Origin of the sequence: Pseudomonas sp. J452, assembly GCF_024666525.1 — a bacterium.
Lineage (GTDB): Bacteria > Pseudomonadota > Gammaproteobacteria > Pseudomonadales > Pseudomonadaceae > Aquipseudomonas.
On the sequence record NZ_CP088294.1, the window covers coordinates 1,714,499 to 1,728,317 of the forward strand.

The following is a 13,819-nucleotide window of genomic DNA, read 5'->3' on the forward strand; positions in this document are numbered from 1 at the left end:
GGGGCGGCATACCGCCAGGGCGCTGTTCCATGAGGGTAGCTGCTCTGTCGGCGGTTGCATGGCTTATCCCGCCTCAGAACGGCTTGTCAGTGCCGGCGCAGCTGGTAGAGCGCCTGGCTGATGGCGACGACCTCGCCGTTGCTGTCGGTCAGTTGCAGCTCCAGGCGGTATTCGGCCTTGCCCTCGCGCTCGGCTTCGCCCTGGATGCTGGCGATCTGCTCGGCGCTCAGGTTGGCCTCGACCAGGATGTCGCTGCTGGCCGGGCGGCGAAAGCGCAGGTTGAGTTCCTTGATCACCGGGTAGAAGCGCTGCACGTCGAAACTGGTGAGGAACAGAGCGCCGCCGGGGATTTCCGCCAGGGTGAACAGGGCGCCGGCGTACATGCTGCCGATATGGTTCTGGTTGCCCTGCAGTGGCATGCGCAGGCGCACATGGCCGGGCTCCAGCAGCTCGGCCTTGAGTCCGCTGCGTTTGACGAAGTCGATCTTCTCTTCGGTAAAGACACGGGCCATTTCGGCGGGCAGTGGCATGGGCGGCATTCCTGCTGGGAGATGCCGCCAGCCTAGCGTCTGCCGGGGGCGCGGCAATGACAGCGGTGCTCGTCGGGGCTGACCGATTCGCTCAGGCTGTGCTCCGTGGCTGGCTCCTAGTGCGTGCGGCGTACCCTACGTGGCTCTCAGATACCGTGCTGGCGCAACCAGCCGAGCAGTTGCGGCAAAGGCAGGGCGCCGCTCTGCCGAGCGACCTCTACGCCGCCCTTGAGCAGGATCAGCGTGGGGATCGAACGGATGCCCATTTCCGCCGACAGTTGCGGGTTGGCTTCGCTGTCCAGCTTGCTCAGGCGGCAGCGCCCTTGCAGCTGGCTGGCGGCCTGTTCGTAGATCGGCGCAAAGCTGCGGCAGGGACCGCACCAGCTGGCCCAGACATCGATCAGCAGCGGCAGGTCGCCCTTGTTCTGTGCATCGAAGCTGGCCTGGGTCAGCTCGAAGGGTTTGCTCGGCAGTACCTCGGCCTTGCAGCGGCCGCAGCGCGGTGCATCGCCCAGGCGTTCGCCGGGAATGCGGTTGAGGCCGTTGCAGTGCGGGCAGGGGATCAGCAGGGGATTGGACATGGGCGACTCCAGAGACGGTATGCCTAATCTGGAGTCGCTTGCGCGGATATCAAGGGCGATCAGCCCGCCGCGGCGTCCAGTGCCTGGGCCAGATCGGCGAGGATATCGTCGCTGTGCTCGATGCCGATCGACAGGCGCACCATGTCGCGCGGCACGCCAGCGCGCTCCAGCTCCTCGTCATTCAACTGGCGGTGGGTGGTCGAGGCCGGATGGCAGGCCAGCGACTTGGCATCGCCGATATTCACCAGGCGCACCACCAGCTGCAGCGCATCGATAAAGCGCGCCCCGGCAGCCTGGCCGCCGACTATGCCGAAGGAGAGGATCGAGGCCGGCTTGCCGCCCATGTAGCGCACGGCCAGCTCGTGCTCGGGATGATCGGGCAGGCCGGCGTATTTCACCCAGGCCACCTGCGGGTGCTTCTGCAGGTAATGCGCGACCTTCAGCGCGTTCTCGCAGTGGCGCTCCATGCGCAGGGCCAGGGTTTCCAGGCCCTGCAGGATGAGGAAGGCATTGAACGGCGACAGCGCCGCGCCGGTATTGCGCAGCGGCACCACGCGGCAGCGGCCGATAAAGGCAGCGGGGCCGAAGGCCTCGGTGTAGGTCACGCCGTGGTAGGACGGGTCCGGGGTGTTGAGCAGCGGGAAGCGCGCCTTGTGCTCGGCCCAGGGGAACTGGCCGGAGTCGACCACAATGCCGCCGATGCTGGTGCCGTGACCGCCGATGTACTTGGTCAGCGAGTGCACGACGATGTCGGCGCCATGCTCGAACGGCCGGCAGAGGATCGGCGTGGCCACCGTGTTGTCGACGATCAGCGGCACGCCGTGACGGTGCGCGGCGGCGGCCAGAGCGGCGAGGTCGACGATATTGCCGGCCGGGTTGCCGATGGATTCGCAGAACACCGCTTTGGTTTTGTCGTCGATCAGCGCTTCCAGGGCGGCGATGTCGTCATGGGCGGCGAAGCGGGTCTGGATGCCGAAGCGCGGCAGGGTGTGGGCCAGCAGGTTGTAGGTGCCGCCGTACAGCTTGGCCACCGAGACGATGTTGTCGCCGACCTCGGCCAGGGTCTGGATCGCGTAGGTGATGGCCGCCATGCCCGAGGCCACGGCCAGGGCGCCGACGCCACCTTCCAGCGCCGCCACGCGCTCTTCGAGCACGGCGTTGGTCGGGTTCATGATCCGCGAATAGATATTGCCGGCGACCTTCAGGTCGAACAGGTCGGCACCGTGCTGGGTGTCGTCGAAGGCGAAGGAGCTGGTCTGGTAGATCGGCACCGCCACCGCCTTGGTGGTCGGGTCGGGGCTGTAGCCGGCGTGGATGGCCAGGGTTTCCAGTTTCATGCGGGCGTTCCTTCGGGGCAGAGTGGAAGGAACGCAGCATGGGGAAAACGCAGAGGCCCGGTCAATGCGCTGGGGCAATGAACCGGGCCTTGAGGCTAGATCGTTTTCGTTGGCGGTTATGCCGGATTGAGCGGCCAGATCATGGGAATGACCAGCATGGCAACGCCGACCATGAGGATGTTCAGCGGAATGCCGATGCGCATGAAGTCGCTGAAACGGTAGCCGCCGGCGTTATAGACGAAGGTGTTGGTCTGGTAGCCAATCGGTGTGGCGAAGCTGACGCTGGCGGCAAACATGACCGCGACCACGAAGGGCCGCGGGTCGAGGCCAAGGCTCTGGGCGATGCCGATGGCCACCGGGGTGACCAGCACTGCCACCGCGTTGTTGGACAGTATCTCGGTGAGGATGGTGGTCAGCAAGTAGACGAAGCCGAGCACCAGCAGCGGGCTGGCATTGGGTATGGCCGCCATGGTGTGGCTGACGATCAGGTCGATCAGGCCGACCTTGGCCATGGCGATGCTGATGGCGAGCATGCCGAAGATCAGGCTGAGAATCTTCCAGTCCACCGCCTTGTAGGCATCCTCCACATCCAGGCAGCGGGTGGCGATCACCACGGCACAGGCGATCATCGCCAGGCCTTCGATGGGCATCAGCTCGAAGGCCGCCAGCAGCATCACGGCCAGGGTGGCGATGATCGCGATCGGAGCCTTGTCGCGGCGGTAGGCGCGTTCCTGCACGGTATTGAGGCTGATCAGCTCGCCGTTGTCGGCGAAGCGCTTGATCTGTGCGGGCGTGCCTTCGACCAGCATTACGTCGCCGAACTGCAGCTGCAGTTCGTCGAGGTTGCCCTGGATGTTCTCGTCCTGGCGGTGCACGGCGAGCACGGCGATGCCGTAGCGCGCGGTCAGGTCGAGGTCGCGCATCGGCCGGTGACTGTAGCGCGAACCGCGCCCGACTATGGCCTCGGCGAGGATCACGTCGTGGCTGCTGACGGTTTCGAAGGCCTCGCCGCGGTTGAAGGTCAGGCGGTTGCTTTCACGCATGTCGACCATGTCCTTGACCTGGCCGTGCAGCACCAGCAGGTCGCCGGCTTGCAGCTGGGTGTCGCCGGCCGGTTCGGTCAGTTCCTGCTGGTCACGGAAAATCTTCAGCACCTGCAGGCCGCTGCCGCCGTTGAGGTGGGCTTCGCTCAGGCTCTTGCCGATCACTGGCGAGTCGTGCGGCACCAGCAGCTCGGTCATGAAGGTGCGACCCAGATCGGGACGCAGTTGCTTGGACAGGGTGTCGCGATCCGGCAGCAGGCGATTGCTGAACAGCATCAGGTAGACGAAGCCGACCACGCAGAACACCAGCGCCGCCGGGGTGATTTCGAACATGCCGAAAGGCTCCAGGCCGGCTTTGCGGGCCACGCCATCGACCAGGATGTTGGTCGAGGTGCCGATCATGGTCAGCATGCCGCCCAGCACGGTGGCGAAGGACAGCGGAATCAGCAGCTTGGAGGGCGAACTGTTGGCCCGCTTGGCCAGGGCGATCGCTACCGGGGTGAGGATGGCCACCACCGGGGTGTTATTAAGGAAGGCGGAAATGACCAAGGCAGTGATCATCAGCCCTGCGAGCATTCGTACCGGGTCATCGCCGACCAGATTACCCAGCCAGTTACCCAGTGCGTCGATGCAGCCGGTACGTTCCAGCGCGGCGGACAGCACGAACATACAGGCGATGGTGGCGGGAGCCGAGTTGCTCAGCACGCCGAGCACTTCGCCAGGGGTGAGGACCTGTGACACCAGCAAGGCGGCCACGGCGATGGCCGCAACCACGTCTGGAGTCCACTTCTCGCGGACGAAGGAAACCAGCAGCCAGACCAGCAGGGCAGCGACGAAAATCAGGGGTAGTGAGTCCCAGGACATGGGCTTCCTTAAGCGTGCGAATCTCGTATGAGGTATCGGGCACGCGCTAGGCGGCCGCACAGGGGCGAAAAGATAATGGGCTTCGCTTAGATAGTCTAAGAATGTTTAAGCAGGTTTATATGCAATTTAGATTTGTTAGCCAAGCCTGATCCGCCTGTTGCACCCCGTCGCCCGGGCAACCTACGCTGGGCGCCTTTTTCCGGAGCGCCCATGCATGACTGCTACTGATCGTCCCGCTAATGCCACCTTGCTACTGCTGGCTTCGCTGTACTGTGCCCAGGGCTTGCCGTCCGGCCTGGTGGCGCATTCGCTGCCGGTGCTGCTGCGCCAGCATGGGGTGGATCTGGGGCTGATCGGCCTGCTCAAGCTGCTGGCCTTGCCCTGGCTGCTCAAGGTGCTCTGGGCGCCGTGGATCGACCGTATTGGCTCGCAGCGCTTCGGCCACCATCGCGGCTGGATTCTGCCCCTGCAGGGCACGGTGATCCTCTGTCTCGCTGGCTTGGCGCTGCTCGCACCGCACTTGCTGTTCGGCAGTGCGTTCTGGTTGCTGCTCGGCTTGCTGCTGCTGATCAACCTGGCGGCCGCCAGCCAGGACGTGGCCACCGATGGCCTGGCGGTACGCCTGTTGCCGGCGCGCTGGCGCGGCCTGGGTAACAGCCTGCAGGTGGGCGGCTACAAGGTCGGCATGCTCGCCAGCGGTAGCGGCCTGCTGTTGCTGATCGGCCCGCTGGGCTGGAACCTGAGCATCGCCCTGCTGGCCGTGGGCCTGTTGCTGCTGACCCTGCCGATCTGGCGTTTCCGCGAGGCTCAGTTGCTGCCGCGCCACGCAGCTTTGGCCGAGCCGGCCGGCCCCGGCCTGCTACTGCGCCATTACCGTGGCCTGCTGGCGCAACCGGGCATGCTCGCCTGGTTGCTGGTGGTGCTGACCTTCAAGCTCGGTGATGCCCTCGGCTCGCCGATGATCAAGCCGATGCTGGTGGACCAGGGCTGGGATACCGCCGCGCTGGGCCAGCTGACCCTGATCAGCAGCCTGGCCGGCATCGGCGGCGCGCTGCTCGGCGGCCTGTTGTATGCGCGCCTCGGCGCCCTGCGCTCGCTGCTGGCGTTCGGCGCGCTGCAGGCGCTGGGCCTCGCCGGCATGGCGCTGCTGGTCGGCGCGGGCGGCAAGTCGTTGCTGGTCTATGCGCTGTGCCTGTTTGAGCAGGTGGCCGATGGCATGTCCACCGTCGCCCTGTTCGCCGTGATGATGAGCATGTGTCGCCCTGAGCATGAGGGAGCGGACTTCACCCTGCAGGCCAGCACGCAGATTCTGCTGGCTGGCCTGGTGGGTGCCTGCAGCGGGGTGCTGGCCAAGCTGCTCGGCTATCAGGCACTGTTTGTCGGCGCCGGGGTGCTGGCGGCGGCGATGTTGGGGCTGGTGCTGTGGTACTTCCTGCGGGTCAGGCGAGAAACTGTCGCGCCGCTGACGACGAGCGGCTGATAGGCAGCTGCTTGTTGCGTTCCGCAGGCGTTCGGCGCCGCACTGCGCTAGAAATTGAGGGCCTGCTCGGTTTGTTGCGGAGTCAGGTACTTGAGGTAGATGCCCCTGAGGGTGCCATCCGCTTTCATCTGGTCTACCAGGGCTTTCATGTCCAGGTAGGCCTGTTCCGAGAAGTGCGCCTTGCTGAGGATCAGGCCGAGGGCAATCGGCGGCTTTTCCGGCTCCCAGTCATGCACGATGACGCTGTCGCTGAGCCCCAGCTCATCCAGTTCTTTGACGTAGAACACCGGCTGGGAAACGATGAGGCTGACTCGGTTGCCGGCTTTGAGCATGAGGAACAGATTGTGAGCCGTCAGCACTTCATTGACTCGGCCTTCGGCGCGAAGCTTGTCGATCAGTTGGTCGAAATAGGCGCCGTGTTTGAACCCACGCACTACTGCGGCTGTGGCGGTTTCGTCCTGTAGCAGGGTAGCGGCCGTGGTGTATTTGGCATCGGTCACCAAGGCCATGTTCTTCTGCGCGATGTAGGGAATGAAAAAGGCGAACTCATCGCGCTCGGCCGTGCGCAGGCCGGAGACGCTCATGGGCAGCGAGCCTTCCTCTAGCTCCTTCCAGATCCGCGCGCGCGGCCGCTCGAGGTAGTCGAAGCTGTAACCGCCGCGGTTCTTCAGCTCATCGACCACGTCCTTGTCGATGCCGGCACCGTTCGAGTAAAGGTAGCCGGCCTCGTAAAAAGCGACCTTATAGGTGCTGTCCAGCAAGTCTGGCGCGGCGGCCTGGCCCAGGCCTGGCAGCAGGGGCAGGCAGCCGATCAGTAGCCTGAACCAGGTTTGGCGGATTGTCGGGGTAGCCATACAGGATGCTTCCTTGGCGTACTCACGGCAGGGCTGCGAGCTACGGGGTGGGCTGCAGTGTAGTTGGCCTGTGTACGTGGCGCGGTGGCTTACGCCTTACCCGCTGCGTCAGGACGAGCAGCTGATTTCCAGGTGCTTGCCCCACTCCGGCGGACGTTCTGCGTAGCGCTGCATGCCGGCCTGCTCCTCGAAGGGCCGGCTGAGTACCGCGTGTAGCTCGCGCACCGGAGCGTAGTCGCCGTTCTCCGCCGCCTCGATGACCTGCTGCGCCAGGTAGTTGCGCAGCACATACAGCGGGTTGACAGCGTGCATGCGTGTGCGGCGTTCATCCTGGCTGCCAGCCTCGCGTGCGCTGCGGGCGCAATAGCTCTCGGCCCAGGCGTCGAAGGCGCTACGGTCGACGAAGTCGTCGCGCAGCAGGCGCACGGCTGCTTCGGGTGCCTGCTCGCCCAGGCGGCGGAAGAACAGGCTGTAGTCCACCGCACCACTCTGCTGCATCAGTTGCAGCAGTTGCTGGATCAGTTGCTCGTCGCCGTCCTCGGCGCTGCTCAGGCCCAGGCGCTGGCGCATCAGGCTGAGGTAGTGGGCCTGGTACAACGGCAGGAACAGTTCCAGGCTGGCGCGCAGTTGTTCTACCTCGACCAGCGGCGTCAACGCCTGGCCAAGGGCGGCCAGGTTCCACTGGGCGATCGGTACCTGGTTGCTGAAACTGTAGCGGCCGCTGCCGTCGGAGTGGTTGCAGATGTGGTTGGCGTCGAAGTCGTCGAGGAAGGCGTAAGGGCCGTAGTCGAAGGTGATGCCGAGGATCGACATGTTGTCGCTGTTCATCACCCCGTGGCAGAAGCCGTAGGCCTGCCAGTGGGCGATCAGCGCGGCGTTGCGTTCCACCACTTCTTGAAACAGCGCGGCGAAGGGCTCGGGCTGCGTCTGGCAATCGGGGAAGTGGCAGGCCAGCACGTGTTCGCCGAGCTGACGCAGCTGCGCGTGCTGGTTGGTGTAATAGAAGTACTCGAAGTGGCCGAAGCGCACATGGCTCTGCGCCAGGCGCAGGACCATCGCCGCGCTTTCGCGCTTCTCGCGCCACACCGGGGTGCTTGAGCCGGTCACGCACAGCGCGCGGCTGGTGGGGATGCCCAGGGCGTGCAGGTATTCGCTGGCAAGAAACTCGCGGATCGAGCTGCGCAGCACCGCGCGGCCATCGCCCATGCGTGACCAGGGCGTCTGCCCGGCGCCCTTGAGGTGCAGGTCCCAGTATTCGCCGGCAGCGTTGACCACCTCGCCGAGAAGCAGGCCGCGGCCATCGCCCAGGCGCGGGTTGTAGCTGCCGAACTGGTGCCCGGAATAGACCATGGCGCGCGGCTCGGCGTCGCTCCACAGCTTGTGTCCGGCGAAGACCTGGGCGAACACCTCGCTGTCGGCCTCGGCCGGGTCGAGATCGAGCAAGGCCATGGCAGCCGGGCTGGCCACCACCAGGCGCGGCGCCTCGATCGGCTCGGGCAGCACGTGGCTGGAGAACGCATCGCCCAGGCGGGCGTAGCGGTTATCGAAAACGAGGTCGGTGAGGGCTTTCACTGCGGGGCTCCGCGACAATTCCGAGTATTTTGCTTGGTTTTGTCACGGAGCGTCCAGCCGGCCAGTCCGCCTGACCGGCACGTGGTCACTTCGGGTCGATGGCGGGCGCGGCGGGCGGCAGTGGGGTCTGCTGGGTATCGGCGGCAGCCGTGGCCGCGACCATCTGCCCGGTGGTCAGGTTGAGTTCCTCACCATGCAGGTTCTTGATCATCACCTCGACCTGGTTGAAGGCCATCTCCACCTTGTGCTCGCGGAAGCTCAGGGCGATGCGTGTGAGGATCTCGTCGGTGGCGGCGTTGCGGTCACCCAGCTCGCGCACGTGGAAGCGCAGTTCGTAGTCGAAGGTGCTGGCGCTGATGGTGAGGAAATACAGCAGCGGCTCAGGCTCGCGCAGCACACGCGGGTTCTCGATGGCAGCCTGCATCATCAGCTTGCGCGCCAGCGGCAGGTCGGTCTCGTAGGCTACGCCGACCTTGATGATGACCCGCGTGACCGTGTCGTTGAGCGACCAGTTGATCAGTTGGTCGGTGACGAAGGTCTTGTTCGGCACGATGATTTCTTTGCGGTCGAAATCGGTGATGGTGGTCGCGCGGATGCGGATCTTGCTGACCGTGCCGGACAGGTTGCCGATGGTCACCACGTCGCCGATGCGCGCCGGGCGCTCGAACAGGATGATCAGGCCGGAGATGAAGTTGGCGAAGATCTCCTGCATGCCGAAGCCGATGCCCAGCGACAGCGCGGCCACCAGCCACTGCAGTTTGTCCCAGCTGACGCCGAGCACCGACAGGGTCATGACGAAGCCGATGCCGCTGATCGCATAGGACAGCAGGGTCGTGGTGGCGTAAGCGCTGCCCTGGGCCAGTGACAGGCGCGACAGCACCAGCACTTCCAGCAGGCCGGGCAGGTTGCTGGCCAGGGCCACGGTGATGGCGACGATGATCAAACCGCCGAGCAGGTCGAGCAGGCTGAGCGGCACCATGGTGGCCGCGTCGCCGCTGCCGCTGCTGTATTCGTAGAGGGTGATGTTGTCCAGGTAGGTGAACACGCTGAGCAGGTCGGCCCACACCCAGTACAGGCAGAGCACGAAGCCGCTGAGCAGGGCCAGGCGAATCAGGCGCATGGACTGCTGGTTGACCTGTTCGATGTCGAGGGTTGGCTCCTCCACCAGGGCCTCGCCTTCCGGGCCGTCCTTGGGTTGTGCCTGACGTTTGCTCAGGGCGCGGGCGTAGGCCAGTCGCCTGGCCGCCACGGCCATGCCGCGCTCGAAGGCGGCTTCCAGAACGAACCACAGCACCAGCAGGTAGAGGGTGTCGATCAGCCGGTCGGTGAGTTTCAGTGCGGTGTAGTAGTAGCCGAAGCACACGGCAACGAACAGGCCGATCGGCAGGGCGGTGAAGCTCACGCCGACCACCACGCGAAAGGCGGTGGAGCGCTGGTGCATCGGCCCGGCCAGCAGCAGGCGACCGAGCAGCCAGGCCATCAGGGCGTAGCAGCTGAGTACCACGCCGATGCCGATAACGTCCTCGGCCAGCGCCGCCGGCTGATGTTCGGCCACCGCCACCACGCCAACCAGGGCCATGACCACCAGGCCCAGGCGCCGTACCTGGGTGTTGAGGAAGGCCACCCGTGGCCGCTCCCAGCGGAAATGCAGTTCACCCACGCCATGCGGCGCGAGGATGCGGTAGAGGGTGTAGAACACCAGCCAGGCCTGGGCCATTTCCAGCAGGGCGGTGCCCAAATTGGCGTTTTGCCCGCGCGCGTCGATCAGCAGGGCCAGGCCACCGAGGGCGAGGAACAGGGTGACAGGCAGGGCCAGGAGGATATTGATGAAGATCGCCATCGGCGTGTGCAGCTGGCTGTCGTGCTTGTAGTGGCCGATGTCCTGGTGCAGGCCGCGGAGTTTGTCGTACAGCCAGCTGCGCCGCCAGATCAGTGTGCCGATCAGCAGCAGCAGGGGAATGAACAGCCACGGCCGGTCGAGCAGGCCGGCGCCCAGCTCGCGTAAGGCGGAGCCCCACGGCACGGCGTTGAGCTGGCGCTCCAGCAGGGTAGGTACCTGCTGCAGCCAGGCCAGGCCCAGTGGCTTGTTGCTGGGAATCCAGAACATCTGCTCTTCGAGGGTGTTGCGCAGGGTGCCGGCTGTGACCTGCAGCTGCTTCTGATTGAGCTGCAGTGTGATCGACTCGTTGAGCAGGGCATTCAGCTCGCGGTTCAGCCGGTCGAGCAGCTCGCTGCGGGTGGTGACCAGCTCCAGCAGGGTCTTGCGCAGCTCCGCGGTGATCTGCTCCTGCGGCTGCGAGGCCAGCAGGCCATCGACGTACTCGGCGAGGTTGGTCAGCGCGTCGCGCTTCTGGTTCAGCTCGAACTGGTACAGGCGGATGTCGGCGATCTGGTCGGGCAGGTTCTTGTCCAGCTGCAGTTGCGGCAGAGCCTGCTGCTGCTGGTAGAGAATCTTGGCCAGCAGCAGGCTGCCGCGGAGCACGTCGATCTGTTCTTCCAGGGCCTGGTCGGCCTGGTTGATGCTGTCCAGTTGCTGCTTGGTCTGCAGGTTGAGGCGGGTCAGCTCGTTGAGGCGGTCGGTGGCGCGCAGCAGGTAGTCGGAGAGCTTGAGGTTTTCCGCACTTTCCTTGGCCAGCAGGCTGTCCGGGGTGGCTTTCTCGGCCTCGCGCGACAGCTCGGCGACGGTCTGCTCGCTGCTTTCGCGGCGCTTGTCGTTGATCAGCGACTGCAGGTCGAGGCTTTCCTGCTCCAGGCGGCGGATGCGCTCGGTGAGCAGGTCGTGGCGGCTGTTGCCGAGGTCCTGCAGCAGGCTGTTGCCGGCCAGTTCCTGGCGGCGCAACTCGGTCAGCGCAGTGAGGGCCGCCAGCTCGGCGCTGAGCTGGTCGCGTTGCTCGGGGCCGATCGGCTTGCCGGCATCCTTGCCGACCTTGAGCATGTTGTTGATCTTCAGGGCGCGGGTCTGGTTGCTGCTGATTTCCGCCTGGGCGCGCTCAGGACGGGTCTGCGCGGTAATCAGCAGGCTGTTGGCCTCGGCCAGTTCCTGTTGCCAGCCGGAGAGTTGGCTGGTGCGTTCACTGAGCAGGGTTTCCAGCTGCGCGGCGCTGGACTTGCCATAGCGCTCGCTGACCGGTTTGACCGGGCTGGCCTTGAGCCGGGTGAATTCGCGCTGGGCTTCGCCGATCAGGCGTGGCGCATCATTGAGCTGGCGCTTGAGGTCGCTCAGGCGCTTCTCGCTGTCGGCCTGGTTGGCGAGGAAGGCCAGGGTCTGCTCCAGCGTCTGCTGCAGGGCCTTCTGCTCGGCTTCCGGCAGCTTGCGTTCGGCCAGGCCATCGAGGCTCTGCTGCACGGCAGCTCGGCTCGGTGGCTCGGCAGCCACCTGGCCAGCGGAAAGAAGACACAAGCCCAGCAGGGCGGCGGCGAGGTAGGGGCGTAATACAGGCATGGTCGCTTCGGGCGGCTCGGAAAATGATGCGGCTAATGATATGCCAGGCGGGCAGTCGCGTGGCGTGCGCGACTGCCAGATTGCCGGTCAAATGCTTAGAGGAAGAGTCCTGGACCGGGCTTGCCCTGACCTTCGGGGAATCTGACGCCGACTTTGCGCACCTTGTTCCCTTCCATCACGGCCACGGTCCAGGTCAGGCCGTTCCATTCCACCTGGTCGCCGACCACCGGCTGGCCGCCGATCTGGTGGGCGATGAAGCGGCCCAGGTGCAGCTGGCCTTCGGCACCTTCCAGTTTCAGGCCGTAGAGGGTGGCCACGGCGCTGAGCTGGGCATCGCCTTCGAGGATGAAGTCACCGAAGAAGCGCAGGTCCTGGGTACGGGTCGGCGCCTCGATGAACAGTTTGCCGAGGGTCGGCAGGTCATGTTCGTGGCCGACCACGCAGAGCACGTCGCCGGCTTCCAGTTTGGTACTGCCGGAGGTGTGCAGCAGCTCGCGACCACGGAACAGCGCGGCAATGCGCGTGCCTTCGGGCATCTTCAGGTCGCGCAGCGGCGCGCCGATGCACCACTTCTCCGCGCCCAGGCGGTAGATGAACAGCTCCCACTCACTGGTCGGGTGGGTTTCCAGGCCGGCGCGCGAGATCGGCGCCGGGTCCGGTGGTACGGTGACTTTCAGCAGCTTGGCCGCCCAGGGCAGGCTGGTGCCCTGCAGCAGCAGGGAGACCAGCACGATGAAGAAGGCCACGTTGAAGAACAGCTGGGCATTCGGCAGGCCGGCCATCAGCGGGAACACGGCGAGAATGATCGGCACCGCGCCGCGCAGGCCGACCCAGGCGATGAAGGCTTTCTCGCGGTCGTGGAAGGCGCGGAACGGCAGCAGGCCGAGGAATACCGACAGCGGCCGGGCGAACAGGATCATCCACAGTGCCAGGCCGAGGGCCGGGAGGATGATTGGCAGCAGCTCGTGGGGCGTGACCAGCAGGCCGAGGACCAGGAACATGCCGATCTGCGCCAGCCAGGTGAGGCCGTCGAGGATATGCAGGATGCCGTGGCGCGAGCGGATCGGCCGGTTGCCCAGCAGCAGGCCGCACAGGTAGATGGCGAGGATGCCGCTGCCGCCCACGGCGTTGGTCACCGCGAAGATCATGATCCCGCCGCTGACCACCAGCAGCGGATAGAGGCCGTTGGCCAGGGTCATGCGGTTGATCACCTGCAGCAGCAACCAGCCACCGCCGAGGCCAAGCAGGCCGCCGATGCCGAACTGCTGGATCAGGTGCACGACGAAGGTCCAGCTGAAACCGGACTCGCCGCTGGCAAGCATGCCGATCAGGGTCACGGTGAGGAACACCGCCATCGGGTCGTTGCTGCCCGACTCGATTTCCAGGGTGGCGCTGACCCGCTCGTTGAGCCCGCGCCCACCGAGCAGGCTGAATACCGCTGCGGCGTCGGTGGAGCCGACGATGGCGCCGATCAGCAGGCCCTCCAGCCAGCTCAGGTTGAACAGCCAGGCCGCGGCCACGCCGGTCAAGCCGGCGGTGACCAGCACGCCCAGGGTGGCCAGCGACAATGAGGGCCAGAGTGCCACGCGAAAGCTCGACACGCGGGTGCGCATGCCGCCATCGAGGAGAATGATGGCCAGTGCCAGGTTGCCGACCAGGTAGGCCTGCGAGTAGTTGTTGAAGACGATGCCGCCGGGGCCGTCGACACCAGCGAGCATGCCGACTGCGAGGAAAATCACCAGGATCGGAATGCCGAAGCGCGAGCCGAAGGCGCTGACCAGGATGCTCATTGCCACCAGCAGCGCACCGATCAGAAACAGGCTGTTGATGGTACTGGCGTCCAAGGGCGTACTCCGGGCGAATGGGCGGGGCGCCGCTGCTATGCAGAGGTCATGCCGGATTCTAACCCGTGGCTTTGTCAGCCTGTCAAAAGAAAAGCCCCGCCTGGGCGGGGCCTATTCTTACCTGGCAAATCAGCGGGTTAGATGCGGCCGGCGGAGCTTGTCACGGCGCAGGGGGATGACGCGCAGCGCTGCAAGTCTCCCCTCTCCCACTTGTGGGAGAGGGGTTGGGGGAGGGGGCTTGGTCAAACCCTCTCCCCAGCCCTCTCCCGTAA

9 protein-coding genes are annotated in these 13,819 nt (G+C 65.5%); 1 reads left to right on the top strand and 8 read right to left on the bottom strand.

Features of this window, described 5'->3' with window-relative positions; all coding sequences use genetic code 11:
- Nucleotides 1-86: 86 nt before the first annotated feature.
- From LRS11_RS07740 to LRS11_RS07755, 4 genes are all read right to left on the bottom strand, one after another.
- Nucleotides 87-530 carry a PaaI family thioesterase gene (locus LRS11_RS07740; protein WP_260496276.1) on the bottom strand — a complete coding sequence of 148 codons (444 nt, stop codon included), beginning with the start codon at nucleotides 528-530 and terminating at the stop codon, nucleotides 87-89.
- A gap of 146 nt (nucleotides 531-676) precedes the next feature.
- A complete protein-coding gene (trxC, locus tag LRS11_RS07745; protein WP_260496277.1) occupies nucleotides 677-1,111 on the bottom strand; it encodes a thioredoxin TrxC in 435 nt (144 codons plus the stop codon).
- Nucleotides 1,112-1,170: 59 nt separating this feature from the next.
- Nucleotides 1,171-2,448 carry a bifunctional O-acetylhomoserine aminocarboxypropyltransferase/cysteine synthase gene (locus LRS11_RS07750; protein WP_260496278.1) on the bottom strand — a complete coding sequence of 426 codons (1,278 nt, stop codon included), beginning with the start codon at nucleotides 2,446-2,448 and terminating at the stop codon, nucleotides 1,171-1,173.
- A 116-nt stretch (nucleotides 2,449-2,564) separates the two neighbouring features.
- On the bottom strand, nucleotides 2,565-4,355 hold the full coding sequence (locus tag LRS11_RS07755; RefSeq protein ID WP_260496279.1) for an SLC13 family permease: 1,791 nt from the start codon (nucleotides 4,353-4,355) through the stop codon (nucleotides 2,565-2,567).
- Nucleotides 4,356-4,569: 214 nt separating this feature from the next.
- Here LRS11_RS07755 and LRS11_RS07760 point away from each other — a divergent pair, with 214 nt between their 5' ends.
- On the top strand, nucleotides 4,570-5,835 hold the full coding sequence (locus tag LRS11_RS07760) for an MFS transporter (protein ID WP_260496280.1): 1,266 nt from the start codon (nucleotides 4,570-4,572) through the stop codon (nucleotides 5,833-5,835).
- A 47-nt stretch (nucleotides 5,836-5,882) separates the two neighbouring features.
- Here LRS11_RS07760 and LRS11_RS07765 read toward each other — a convergent pair whose 3' ends face one another.
- The 4 genes from LRS11_RS07765 to LRS11_RS07780 form a co-directional block, all read right to left on the bottom strand.
- Nucleotides 5,883-6,689, bottom strand: coding sequence for an ABC transporter substrate-binding protein (locus LRS11_RS07765; RefSeq protein WP_260496281.1), 807 nt, complete (start codon nucleotides 6,687-6,689; stop codon nucleotides 5,883-5,885).
- 108 nt (nucleotides 6,690-6,797) lie between these two features.
- Nucleotides 6,798-8,261 (bottom strand): protein adenylyltransferase SelO, encoded by a 1,464-nt coding sequence (selO, locus tag LRS11_RS07770; protein WP_260496282.1) that lies wholly within the window; start codon nucleotides 8,259-8,261, stop codon nucleotides 6,798-6,800.
- Nucleotides 8,262-8,346: 85 nt separating this feature from the next.
- Nucleotides 8,347-11,703, bottom strand: coding sequence for a mechanosensitive channel MscK (gene mscK, locus LRS11_RS07775; protein WP_260496283.1), 3,357 nt, complete (start codon nucleotides 11,701-11,703; stop codon nucleotides 8,347-8,349).
- A 95-nt stretch (nucleotides 11,704-11,798) separates the two neighbouring features.
- Nucleotides 11,799-13,547 (bottom strand): potassium/proton antiporter, encoded by a 1,749-nt coding sequence (locus LRS11_RS07780; RefSeq protein WP_260496284.1) that lies wholly within the window; start codon nucleotides 13,545-13,547, stop codon nucleotides 11,799-11,801.
- Nucleotides 13,548-13,819: the final 272 nt, after the last annotated feature.

Excerpts from the sequence above, each read along its gene's own strand:
- LRS11_RS07755 (WP_260496279.1), bottom strand. The coding sequence starts at position 4,355 with ATGTCCTGGGACTCACTACCCCTGATTTTCGTCGCTGCCCTGCTGGTC.
- mscK (WP_260496283.1), bottom strand. The coding sequence starts at position 11,703 with ATGCCTGTATTACGCCCCTACCTCGCCGCCGCCCTGCTGGGCTTGTGT.
- trxC (WP_260496277.1), bottom strand. The coding sequence starts at position 1,111 with ATGTCCAATCCCCTGCTGATCCCCTGCCCGCACTGCAACGGCCTCAAC.
- LRS11_RS07750 (WP_260496278.1), bottom strand. The coding sequence starts at position 2,448 with ATGAAACTGGAAACCCTGGCCATCCACGCCGGCTACAGCCCCGACCCG.
- LRS11_RS07740 (WP_260496276.1), bottom strand. The coding sequence starts at position 530 with ATGCCACTGCCCGCCGAAATGGCCCGTGTCTTTACCGAAGAGAAGATC.
- LRS11_RS07760 (WP_260496280.1), top strand. The coding sequence starts at position 4,570 with ATGACTGCTACTGATCGTCCCGCTAATGCCACCTTGCTACTGCTGGCT.
- LRS11_RS07765 (WP_260496281.1), bottom strand. The coding sequence starts at position 6,689 with ATGGCTACCCCGACAATCCGCCAAACCTGGTTCAGGCTACTGATCGGC.